Origin of the sequence: Dietzia sp. CQ4 (assembly GCF_014145125.1) — a bacterium.
Classification (GTDB): domain Bacteria; phylum Actinomycetota; class Actinomycetes; order Mycobacteriales; family Mycobacteriaceae; genus Dietzia; species Dietzia natronolimnaea.
The window spans coordinates 1-11,168 of the sequence record NZ_JAALDZ010000162.1 but is presented as its reverse complement, the minus strand read 5'-3'; the positions used below and the strand labels follow the sequence as shown (position 1 = coordinate 11,168).

At 70.7% G+C, this 11,168-nt stretch carries 10 protein-coding genes and 2 tRNA genes; 6 read left to right on the top strand and 6 right to left on the bottom strand.

The window, feature by feature from the left end:
- Positions 1–232: 232 nt before the first annotated feature.
- The gene (locus G6031_RS10235) at positions 233–1,153 is read right to left on the bottom strand and encodes a DMT family transporter (protein ID WP_182653202.1); all 921 of its coding nucleotides are present in this window, start codon (positions 1,151–1,153) and stop codon (positions 233–235) included.
- A 204-nt stretch (positions 1,154–1,357) separates the two neighbouring features.
- Here G6031_RS10235 and G6031_RS10230 point away from each other — a divergent pair, with 204 nt between their 5' ends.
- Together G6031_RS10230 and G6031_RS10225 are read left to right on the top strand one after the other, a co-directional pair.
- Entirely contained in the window at positions 1,358–1,702 is a 345-nt protein-coding gene (locus tag G6031_RS10230) for a helix-turn-helix transcriptional regulator (protein WP_031265220.1), read from the top strand.
- Entirely contained in the window at positions 1,702–2,691 is a 990-nt protein-coding gene (locus tag G6031_RS10225) for a hypothetical protein (RefSeq protein WP_182653201.1), read from the top strand. The genes G6031_RS10230 and G6031_RS10225 overlap by 1 nt, the downstream gene beginning before the upstream one ends.
- A 71-nt stretch (positions 2,692–2,762) precedes the next feature.
- Here G6031_RS10225 and G6031_RS10220 read toward each other — a convergent pair.
- Positions 2,763–2,835: transfer RNA gene (locus tag G6031_RS10220), tRNA-Arg, on the bottom strand.
- A gap of 48 nt (positions 2,836–2,883) precedes the next feature.
- Positions 2,884–2,975: transfer RNA gene (locus tag G6031_RS10215), tRNA-Ser, on the bottom strand.
- A 105-nt stretch (positions 2,976–3,080) separates the two neighbouring features.
- Here G6031_RS10215 and G6031_RS10210 point away from each other — a divergent pair.
- The 3 genes from G6031_RS10210 (at position 3,081) to G6031_RS10200 (ending at position 7,282) form a co-directional block, all read left to right on the top strand.
- Positions 3,081–4,139 carry a pyridoxal phosphate-dependent aminotransferase gene (locus tag G6031_RS10210; protein WP_182653200.1) on the top strand — a complete coding sequence of 353 codons (1,059 nt, stop codon included), beginning with the start codon at positions 3,081–3,083 and terminating at the stop codon, positions 4,137–4,139.
- A gap of 129 nt (positions 4,140–4,268) precedes the next feature.
- Positions 4,269–6,065, top strand: a complete 1,797-nt coding sequence (locus G6031_RS10205) for a 5'-nucleotidase C-terminal domain-containing protein (RefSeq protein ID WP_182653199.1) — start codon at positions 4,269–4,271, stop codon at positions 6,063–6,065.
- Positions 6,066–6,316: 251 nt separating this feature from the next.
- Complete coding sequence (locus G6031_RS10200) at positions 6,317–7,282, top strand: prolyl oligopeptidase family serine peptidase (protein ID WP_182645440.1); 966 nt, start codon at positions 6,317–6,319, stop codon at positions 7,280–7,282.
- Between the two features lie 70 nt (positions 7,283–7,352).
- On the opposite strand, the gene G6031_RS10195 is transcribed toward G6031_RS10200, so the two are convergent.
- From G6031_RS10195 to G6031_RS10185, 3 genes are all read right to left on the bottom strand, one after another.
- Positions 7,353–8,588 carry a prolyl oligopeptidase family serine peptidase gene (locus G6031_RS10195; protein ID WP_182653198.1) on the bottom strand — a complete coding sequence of 412 codons (1,236 nt, stop codon included), beginning with the start codon at positions 8,586–8,588 and terminating at the stop codon, positions 7,353–7,355.
- Positions 8,589–8,590: 2 nt separating this feature from the next.
- A complete protein-coding gene (locus G6031_RS10190) occupies positions 8,591–9,862 on the bottom strand; it encodes a lipase family protein (protein ID WP_182653197.1) in 1,272 nt (423 codons plus the stop codon).
- Positions 9,863–10,005: 143 nt separating this feature from the next.
- Entirely contained in the window at positions 10,006–10,341 is a 336-nt protein-coding gene (locus tag G6031_RS10185) for a metalloregulator ArsR/SmtB family transcription factor (protein WP_241734317.1), read from the bottom strand.
- 16 nt (positions 10,342–10,357) lie between these two features.
- On the opposite strand from G6031_RS10185, the gene G6031_RS10180 reads away from it, so the two are divergent.
- Entirely contained in the window at positions 10,358–10,822 is a 465-nt protein-coding gene (locus tag G6031_RS10180; protein ID WP_182645443.1) for an SRPBCC domain-containing protein, read from the top strand.
- Positions 10,823–11,168: the final 346 nt, after the last annotated feature.

Sequence of the window (11,168 nt, the reverse complement as noted above, 5' to 3'; positions counted from 1 at the left end):
GGCACGGACGGGGTCGGCTGCCCGGGCGGCACGGGCTGGGTCGGCTGCACTGGCCGCGTCTGCCGACCGAGCGCCGCCAGCCCGCTCCGTACCTCCGCCACCTCGGCGGTGATCCGCCCGAGCCTCGCGTCGAGGTCGGCGAGCATGCGCTGGACGTGGTCGGGCTGTTCCGGGTTCACCCCTGAATAGTCTCCCGTCCGGGCCGCCCCGTCCACAGGCTCCCTGCCGAGCCCTACCGGCGGTCGCGCTGGGCCTGCGCCGCTGCCCGGGACCGCAGCACCAGGATCACGCCGACCGCGCTGACCGCCATACCGACCACCGCGAGAAGAGTGATCGGCACCCCGAACATCAGCCACACCCACACCATGGTGGTGGGCGGGGTGAGGTAGAGCAGGACGCTGGCCACCGTGGCGCCCCTGGTGCGGGTGACGAACACGTAGAGGACGTACCCGCAGAGCGTGGAGAGGAACACCAGCCAGGCCACCGCCACCCAGAACTCGGGCTCGGCCGGCACCGCGCCCTGCCCGGCCAGCAGCATCGCGGCGACCAGGGCCACCGCCGCGACGACCGACTGCATGGTGATGGACTGGAGCAGGGTCTCCGTGGGCCTGAGACGCTGGGTGAGGACCGTCCCCGTGGCCAGACTCAGCATCCCGGCCACCGGGAACAGGTAGGCCCACCACGGGGCGCTGCCGGCACCCAGGCCGCCCGAGACGACCACCACGACGCCCGTCATTCCGAGCAGCATGCCGATCCACGTGACCGGTGTGGTCCGTTCCCCGAGGAACCTGCCCGCGACCGTCGCCACGAGTAGTGGCTGCAGCGCCGCGATCAGCGCCGCCGTCCCGCCGTCGACGCCGCGGGCGACACCCTCGAAGATCATGAACAGGAACACGGCCTGACTGAACAGACCCAGCACCGCCTGCCTCGCCCACGCCCTCCGGTCGGTCAACCGCACCCGGAGCACGAGGCAGACCGAGAGCAGCAGGAGCCCGAGGATCGAGAACCGCCAGCCGAGCAGCTGCAGCGAGGTCCCACCGGTCCGGGTCCCGAGCTCCGCGCCGACGTAGCCCGAACTCCACATGATCACCAGTGCCACCGACGCCAGATGGCCGGCGTTGCGGCGGAGCGCATCTCGAGCGGGCTGGGGCATCGGCACAGCCTACGAAGCGGCCGGTCTCGTCGTCGTCGTACCGTCGGCCCCACCCCCGACCCCCGCGCACGACATCGGCCGCGGGGGCGGGGGCCGCGGCGGGCGGGCGTCCCCCCACGCCGACGATCACCGTTCCGGCCTCGAGCCGGGTGCCTGTGCGGCGCACTCTTCCCATACTGTGTGTCACACAGTACCGTGTGAGGCATGAGCGACGGCGTGGACGCGGTGCTGGGGACCCACCTGCAGGAGCTCCGGCGCGGCTCGGTGGTGCTGGCGAGCCTGCTGGCCTGCATGCGACCGCGCTACGGGTACGCCCTGCTCACCACGTTGGCCGAGGCCGGGATCTCGACCGAGGCCAACACCCTCTACCCACTGCTGCGCCGCCTGGAGGGTCAGGGGCTGCTCACCTCCACGTGGCGGACGGAGGAACCCCGACCCCGCAAGTACTACGAGACCACCGCGCTCGGTGCCCAGACCGCCGAGCTGCTCCACTCCGAATGGCAGGCGCTGGGCGCCTCCTACACCGATCTGCGGAAGGCGGAGACGTGATGTCCACACTGACCGATCGCTACGTCGCCGAGGTGGTCCGGCGGCTGCCGGACAGCACGAGCGACGACATCTCCGCCGAGATCGCCGCGACCATCGACGACATGGTCGCGGCCGAGCTCGACCGGCACGGCGACGGCGCCGCGGCTGCCGACCCCGACTCGATCGAGCGCGCCGTGCTCGGTCGGCTCGGTGACCCCGCCGCGCTGGCGCGTCGCTACTCGGGCGCACGGCACTACCTCATCGGGCCCGAGGTCTACCCGGCGTGGCTGCGTGTCCTGCGCTGGCTCATGCCGATCGTCGGCGCCCTGGCAGCACTCACGAGCGCGATCGTCTACGTGGTGACGGCCCCGCAGGCCGAACTGGGCGGCCTCATCGGTGAGGTCGTCAGCGGGGTGGTGTCCGCCCTGCTGTGGGCGTTCGCGGCCTGGACCCTGCTCGTGGTGATCGTCGAGCGGACCACGCCCGAGGGGGGCCGCAACCTCTTCACCACGTCGACCGCGTGGGACCCGTCGGAACTCGACCATCCGCGGGTCCGGCCGGACACCCGCATCGACGCGATCGTCTCGTTGAACCTCCTCGCGCTGCTCGCCGCCGTGCCCTTCGTGCCGTCGACGTTCCTCTACATCGGACACCTCAACGGCGGCGAGACGGTGGTGAACCCGGACATCCCCACCGTCTGGCTCGCGGGCTACCTGGCCCTGATCGGGGCGCTGGCGCTGGTGCAGATCCGGCGCCTGGCCCGCCCGGGGAGGTCCCGGCGGCGACTGGCCGTCGAGGTGGTCACCGACGTCGTGTTCGGCGCCTTCCTCACGGTCCTGGTCCTGACCCAGGAGTCGGTGATCCACCCCGACCTCGTCTCCGCGGGAGAGAACGGCGTGTCAACCACGGCAATTGGCTGGAGTGTCATCGCCACCCTCTGGGTGATCGTGATCTGGGACCAGGCCGAGACCCTCCGGGCGCATCGGCGGGACACGGCCGCGGCCCGGTGAGGCATCGGTGGAGGGACGAACGACGAACGCCCCCGTCCGCGTGGACGAGGGCGTTGCCGGTACCGCTGCTGTGCGCCCGAAGGGACTCGAACCCCTAACCTCTTGATCCGTAGTCAAGTGCTCTATCCATTGAGCTACGGGCGCATTATTCATCTGTCGTGCCAGTTCCACCGGTCACCCGGTGCTCCGGCATGGCGGAGGCGAGAGGATTTGAACCTCCGGTCCCCTTTAAGGAGGACAACTCATTAGCAGTGAGTCCCATTCGGCCGCTCTGGCACGCCTCCTGGAGGCTCTGCTGAGCCAACGAGGGATAACAGTACACACCGGTCGGCGCGGTGCGCAAAACGGCCGGACACCCCGACGTCATCCGGTGGTCCTACTCTGTACGCATGTCCCCCGACGTGCGCAGCGACCTCGACGCCATCCCCTCCTACGTCCCCGGCGCCACCGTCCCGGGAGCGGTCAAACTGGCCTCCAACGAGACCACCGCGGGACCGCTGCCGAGCGTGGCGGCCGCCATCGTGGACGCCGCGGCCGGGGTGAACCGCTACCCGGACATCACCGCCGGAGCGCTGGTGTCCCGGTTGGCGGAGTTCCTCGGGATCCCGTCGCGGAACATCACCGCGGGCTGCGGCTCGGTGGCGCTGTGCCAGCAGCTCGTCCAGGCGGTGTGCGCACCCGGGGACGAGGTCCTCTACGGCTGGAGATCGTTCGAGGCGTACCCCATCATCGCGCGGATCGCGCACGCCGTCCCGGTCCCCGTCCCGAACCGGGCCGACGGCACCCTGGACCTCGAGGCGATCGCCGACGCCGTGACCGACCGGACCCGGCTGATCTTCATCTGCACCCCCAACAACCCCACCGGTCCGGCGGTCTCCCACGCCGAGCTCACCGAGTTCCTCGACCGGGTCCCCGAGCGGGTCACGGTCGCGCTGGACGAGGCGTACTACGAGTACGTCCGATCAGAGGACCCGGTCGACGGCGTGGCGGAGTCCATGGCCAGGCCCAACGTCGTGGCTCTGCGTACCTTCTCCAAGGCGTACGGCCTGGCGGGGCTGCGGGTGGGGTATCTGACCGGGCCGGTGGACCTGGTGGTGTCCGTGGGGAAGATGGTCGTCCCGTTCTCGGTGAGCTCGCTCGCCCAGGCCGCGGGGATCGCCTGCCTCGACGCGGGCGACGAGCTCCGCGCCCGCACGGATGCGGTGGTGGCCGAACGCACGAGGGTCCGGGACGCGCTGATCGATCTCGGCCATGCCGTGCCGGAGAGCCAGTCCAACTTCGTCTGGCTGCCGCTCGGGGACGCCGCGGCCGAATTCGACTCGCACTGCCGCGACCACCTCGTCGTCACCAGGTGCTTCGCCGGCCACGGGGTGCGGGTGACGATCGGCGACCCGGTCGAGAACGACCGCCTCCTGGACGCCGCACGCGCTTTTGTGACCGGAACGTGACTGTTCCGGCGGGCTCCCGTGACCTCACACCGGCACAGTGGGCAAGGTTCGCGTGCGCAGAGCGGTGCTCCCGCTGGTGATCACGCGTGTCAGCGACGGATCGACACCGAAGGACATCGAAGGAGCCGGATGAGACAGCAGAGTTCATGGGACGACATGAACTCCTCGCTGGTCGGGACCCGCGTATGGTCCGGCTCACCATCCCCGGCAGGCCACCACGGACCGGGCTCACCCTCGCTCCGCCGGACCGCGATCGTCACGCTGGTGATCGTGGCCATCGGCGCCCTGGTCCTCACCCTCGCCGCCACCCCGCTCGCCGGTGCCCGCACCGGCGAGTCCGGCCGCCCCTGGACACCCTCGGAGGAGACGCAGTCGGTGCGCATCCTCGGCATCGGCGAGTTCTCCGGTGCGCTGACCCGGCCGGTGGGGTTCCAGGGCCAGCTCCGGGACGGCTCGGGAAACGTACGGCCGGCGGGCGGTGGGGCCCACCTGGCCGCCACGGTGGGCAAGCTGCGCGACCAGGCCGGTGACGCGATGTTGCTGGCCACCGGTGACTCGATCGGTGGGACCTCTCCGGAGGCGGCGCTGCTGGGCGACCGGCCGACGATCGAGTTCTTCAACCGTCTCGGCGTGGACGGCGCCGGAGTCGGGCGGCGCGAGCTCGAGAAGGGGGCCGACCACGTCCGCTCCCTGGTCCGTCCGGGGTGCCGCACCGAGCAGGACTGCCGGGTGGACCCGCCCCTGCCACCGTTCCGCGGCGCGGCCTTCCCGTTCCTGGCCTCCAACGTCGTCCCCTCCCCCGACGCGGCTCCCACCTTCCCGTTCGCGATCCACCGCATCGGCGACGTCCGCGTGGGGGTCGTGGCCGTCACCCTCCCCTCCGACAGCGCCCCGGAGACGACGACCCGGCTCGCCGACCCGGTCAAGGCGGTCAACGAGACCGTGGAGGCGCTGCAGTTCCTCGGCGTGGAGGCGATCGTGGGCCTAGTGCAGTCCACCACCGTGCACGGCAACCTCGACCCCGGCGCCTGCCCCGACGAACTCACCGAGTTGGACCTGGTCAAGCGCCTGGACCCCGCCGTCGACGCGCTGATCGTCGGCGCCTCGGGCGGTCCCGCGACCTGCCGGGTGCGGGACGCGGAGAACGACGAGCGGGTGGTGGTGGCGCCCGCGTCCCACGGTCGGTCGGTCACCGTGGTCGACCTCGCCGTCGACCCCGCCACCGGCGACGTGATCCGCCCGCAGACCTCGGCGTTCAACCAGACGGTGAACCTCGACATCGAACCCGACCCCGGCACCGAGGAGCTCGTGCGCCAGGCCGGTGCCGCCGCCGCGCCGGCGGCCCGCACTCCCCTGGGCTCCGCCACCGAGACGATCCCCCGGCGGATGGACGCCAACGGGGAGTCCCCCCTGGCGGACGTCATCGCCGACTGCCAGCTCCACGCCACGCGGGGCCGTGGCGCACAGCTCGCGCTGTCCAACCCGGACTCGCTGCGCACGGACCTGCCGCAGGGCCCCCTGGACTACGCGACCCTGCACACCGTGCAGCCCTACGGCGACCGCCTCTACCTGGTGACCGTGACCGGCGAGGAGCTCCAGGCGGCGTTCGACCACTTCGCCGACGACATCGGCGACAACGGCCCGGCGGTCTCGTCCAACGTGAGCTACACCGTGGATGCCCGTCGACCGGTCGGGGCCAGGGTCACCGAACTCCGCGTCGACGACGAACCGGTCGATCCGGCCAGCGAGTACACCGTCGTGGTCAACGAGTTCCTCGCCTCACCGGAGTTCAACGGCTCGCCCCTCGCCGAGCGCGGGGATCGCCGTGAGGCCGGCCTCACGGACATCGACGCCCTGCTCCGGTACGTGGAGGACGAGGGCCCGCTGAGCGCACCTGAACCCGGACGGGTCCGGGTCGTCCGGTAGCCGGCCCGCGGGCCCCTCCGCGCGCCCCGGACCCCGCCCGTTCCGAGCACCCCGGACCCGGGTCGCCCACCTCCTCGCGGCGTGGACCACCTCCCACACCGGGGGCCTCCTTAGTAATATCGCGTCGTGCATTCTAAGATGGATTTCATTACCCGATCCGGGCCCCCCACCGGACCGACGCGATTGGCCGACGCATCCAGCACGAGCCGGTCCACCTTCGACCTGAACTTTTCCTGAGAAAATTGGTGCTCATGCCACAGCGACGTCGTTGTTCCCGGACGAGGAGATCCGCGCGGATCGGCCTGGGTCTGACCACCGTCCTGGCGGTGGGATCCGCCTGTGTGTCCACCGGCGCGGCGCCGGTCGTGGTGACCGATCCGGGCGCCCCCGCCAGGCTCGACGAGGTGACCGTCCAGCGCTTCGAGTACCCCACGCACGGCTCCCCGGATCCGGACCAGAACTGGGCTGATCTCTACCTGCCCGCCGGCGAGCAGCGGGTCGACTCGATCCCCCTGGCGGTCCTCATCCACGGCGGGGCGTGGCAGGACCAGATCGGGGCCGACTCGTTCGACCCTCTCGCCCGCAAGCTCGCCAGCCGCGGCATGGCCGTCTACAACATCGAGTACCGACGGGTGGGGTCGGGCGGTGGATGGCCGACCACCTTCCACGACGTCGCGAGCGCACTGGACCACGTGGTCGAGGTGGACAAGAGGTTCCCGCAGATCACCACCGACGACGAGCTGGTGGTGGGACACAGCGCGGGAGCCCAACTCGCCGTGTGGGGCGGCACCCGGCACCTGCTGGACGACGACGAGGTCGGCGCGAAGCCGGCGTTCCGCCCGACGCGGGTGGTCTCGATCGCCGGCCCCCTGGACATGGTCTACGCGGCCACCCACGGCGACGACAGGATCGTCACGGCGATGGGTGGCACCCCGTCGGAGGTCTCGGGGAGGTACGCGAAGGTCGACCCCATCCAGAACATCGACCCCGGCACACCGGTGGTCGCGATGCACGGGGCCCGCGACGTGACCGTGGCGCCCGAGAACTCCCAGCGCTACGTGGACGCGGTCACCCGGGCCGGCGGGAAGGCCAAGATGATCCTGTTCAACGACGAGGACCACGTCTCGCTCGTGTCCGGGGACTCCCGCGCCTATCCCCGCGTGCTCGAGATCATCCGCCACGTGTCGGCGGCGGATCTGCACGAGACGACCGCCTGACCGCGCTCCCGCGAGCGGCGGACCAGGCCGTCACGCGGTCAAGCCGTCACGCGGTCACGCCGTCTGGCGGTCAGGCCAGGACCGAGTCGAGCCAGCCGAACATCCGCGCGTCGGTGAGTTGTCTGGCCAGTGGCTGACAGTGGAAGTTGGCGCCCTCGGCGGCGGTGAACCGCGCCAGTTCGGTGGGGCCGCCCGCGCCGGCGGCGAGCCGCTCGGACTGGCCGGGCCAGAACTGTTCGTCCTCCGGATCGGTCACCAGCAGCGGGGTGGTGATGCCGGCCATCTCGTCCGCCGTGAGCGCGTATTCGTGCACCTGGGCGAGGGTGTCGAAGTACCCGGTCCGGCCGTACGGGCGCGCACGGAACGCCCACGTCCGCGCGGTCGAGGACGAGAACCTCACCCCCAGGGACATGTCGCGGTCGAACGCCTCCTTCTTGCCGGAGCGGAACAACGACATCAGGCTGGAGGGGATGTGCGCGGTCCACGACGCCGCCACGTCCACCACCCCGGGGTCCGCGACCGCGGCGGCGAAGCGGTGTTCGTACGCCAGCGCCCGCGGCACCCAGTAGCCGCCCTGACTGAGCCCGTAGACCGCCAGCCTCCCGGGATCCACGTCGGAGCGGCCCAGGAGGAGGTCGACGACGGGGGTGAGGACCGACTCCCAGTCCGGGCGGAAGCCGATCCCCCGCTCGAACAGCATCGACTGCTGCCCCGGTCCGTCGAACAGCAGCACGTTGTACCCACGCTCGAGTGCACCGGCCGCGCCGTTGTGCCAGAGCCCGCTGGTCGCACCGTCGCTGCCGTTGACCATCACCAGCGTCCGACGGGGTCCCGGGTCGGTGGACGGCCGGAGGAACCACCCGGGCATCGAGTCCTGCTCCCAGGGGATCGTCACGCGCTCGACGATCCGGTCGGTGGTCTCGACGAAGCGCTCCCAACTCGATCGCTGCAGGCGGAAGGTGGATGTCAGCAGGTCCTCGGACTGCAGGCCGCTCGCCGCGTTCACCGCGACCGCGAGGTAGGTGGCCGCGCGCAGGTAGGCCGCCGACGCGGTCACCGTCCGCCCGGCCGCCGCCTCCCGGTCCGCCGCGGCGTGGACCCTGCTCCCGAGGTCGTGCCAGGCCCGGAACCAGTGGTCGTGATCGCCGTCCCCGACGTCGTCGACGGTCGCCAGGATCTCGCCGGCCTCGGCGGCGCCGTAGGCGACGGCGCCGAGAAGACACCGCACCTCGTAGTCGAAGTCGGGGTCCTTGTAGAAGCCCTTGCTCAGTGCGCGGTGAGGCCGGGCGGAGAAGAAGGTCGACATGGTCAGGACCCCTGACAGTTGGAGGTGGGGGCGAGGCCGGCGAACCGGTCGGTGAGGAACTGGGCTGTCTGCGCCTGGAAGGGCACGAAGGCCTCGGAGTGACCGAGGCGGTCGTACTGCGCGTAGGTGACGGCGACGCCGCGGGTGCAGTACTCGTGCGCCAGGCCGGCGACGTCCGCGGTCACCATGACCGAGTCTCCGATCCCGTCGAGGTTGCCCACGGCGAGCAGCATCGGGACCCGCGGCGTGCCCGTCGTTCCCATCACGTTGTCCCCGATCGCGCTGACCACGGCGGGGATGTCCAACAGGGAGGTGTACGGGGGGCGGACCATCTGGGCGTCGGTCAGCCCGGGATAGTCGGCGGCGAAGGCGTTGATGCACTGCGAGCTGACGGTCTCGACGAGCTGACGGCCGTAGTCGGACAGGAAGCTGTCGGTGTCGATCCCATACGCTCGCTGATAGGCCACGACGAGCGCGGGGATGACCCCGGCCCATGTGGCGCTCCCGCTCACATACGGGAGGTTGTGTGCGATGTTGACGGGGAGCCCGCCGGCAGCCGCGCCGACGATGTTGAGTTCCGGTGCGTAGGTCGGGGCCACCTCGGCACCCCACTGCGTGGGGACGGACCCGCCGGAGTATCCGGCCAGTCCCACCGGCGTCGAGGCGGGCAGTCCGAGGTGGTCGATGGTCGCGCGGACGCCGTCGAGGGCGGCGTAGGCGGACTGGCGCCCGATCGTCCACTCCAGGTCGGGGCCCTCGTAGTCGGGGACGACGACGGTGTAGCCGGCCGCGAGGTAGCCGGCGATCACCCCCTGTTCGGCGATCGCGGCCCGACCCGGGGCACCGTTCCCGGTCAGGGTGTAGGAGGGGTCGCATTCGGAGCCCAATGCGTCGTAGGCCATGTGGTAGGAGATCAGCCTCGGGGGCCCCGGGACCAGGGGCCTGAGGATCGTCGCGACGGTGGCGCTCGGGCCGCCCGCCTGGTCGGTCGTCCGGTAGAGCACCTGGGTGCTGGTGAGCGGTGTGGCGAGTTCGAGCGAACCGTAGGTCATGGTCCTGCTCTTGATCACCGTCCCCGGCGCGAGATCTGCGATCGGCCCGTCGGGGGTGTAGAACGGGTCGGCGGACGGCAGGGGCACGGGTGGCGGGGCGGCGGACTGGGCCGCCGACGATCCCGTCCCGGCCCCGAGGCCCGCGCAGAACACCAGCAGGATCGCGAGGGTGCACGCGACACCCCGGCGCCTCTGACGGATGGCGGTACTGGTCCCGGTCATGGCGCACTCCCGGCGTCTCGTCGCGCTCAACGGATGGTGCGGTGGGGACCGGGTCGCCGATCAACAGCGGTGGACGGACCCGCACGCTCACTAGATGCTGTCGCAGATCATCCCAGCAGCACACGCGGTTTGTAAACAGGTCGTTATGCGCCCTGTCCGTCGAGTTCGTCGAGCAACTCGACCGCCGCGCGGGCGTACTCGCCGATCCACCGGTCGTGGATCCGCTTGATCGGCAGCGGCGCGAGCGACAGGTGGCGCTCGCGGCCGACCCTGCGCCCCGTCACCAGGTCGGCCCGCTCGAGCACGCGCAGGTGCTGCAGCACCGTCGTGCGGTCACTCTCGGGGAAGAGGGCACAGAGCTCGCCGGTCGAGCGCGGCGAATCCTTGAGGGCGTCCAGCATGCGCCGCCGGATCGGGGCGGCGAGCGCCTTGAACACGGCGTCGTCGTCACCCTGACCCTTGCGCTCTCCGGCAGACATGTTGTAAATATACAACATGTCTGGAGAGCTGAGAGAACTGACCTTCACCGTCTCGGGTCGCGTGGGGCGGCCCGTCGACGCCGTCTACGAGGCCGTGGCCGACCCCGCGCAACTGTCCCGCTACTTCACCACCGGGGGCGCCCGTGGCCGGCTCGAGCCGGGCGCGGAGGTCTCGTGGGAGTTCGCCGACTTCCCCGGGCGATTCCCGGTGACGGTGGTCGAGGCCGATCCACCCCGGCGACTGGTCATCAGATGGGAGGGCGCCGAGGCCATGGACACCGAGACCACCACGGTCTTCGAGTTCGAACCGATCGACGACGGCGCGCGCACGCTGGTCACGATCACCGAGCGGGCCTGGCGCGTGACGCCCGGCGGCGCGGAGAACGCCTTCGGCAACTGCGAAGGGTGGACGATGATGCTCACCGCACTCAAGGCGTGGGTCGAGCACGGCATCAATCTGCGTGAGGGCTTCTACTCCTGAGCCCACCCAGGGGCGGAAGTGGAGGGCCTCCATGAATAAGCCACCTGGAAACAGCCCATGGGCGGGTCTTCCCCTCGTTCGATGAGCTGGCAAAGGTGGCTCAACATGAGGCCCGATTGCACGGATCCGAGAAGGTCGATTACTGCTCCAGCCGTGGACTGGTGGTCACCCCGGGAACGGTATGGCACCTATCAGAGATCCAATCTTGAGATACAAGCGGCCCGCCCAACGGATGGCTGTCGAGAGACGCCACTCGATAGGAATCTCGGCCCAAAGTCGGACCAAAGCTGACTTTCGCGCACGATTGGCAGATAGGGCTAGTGGGTACGCCTAGTCCGGCGATCCG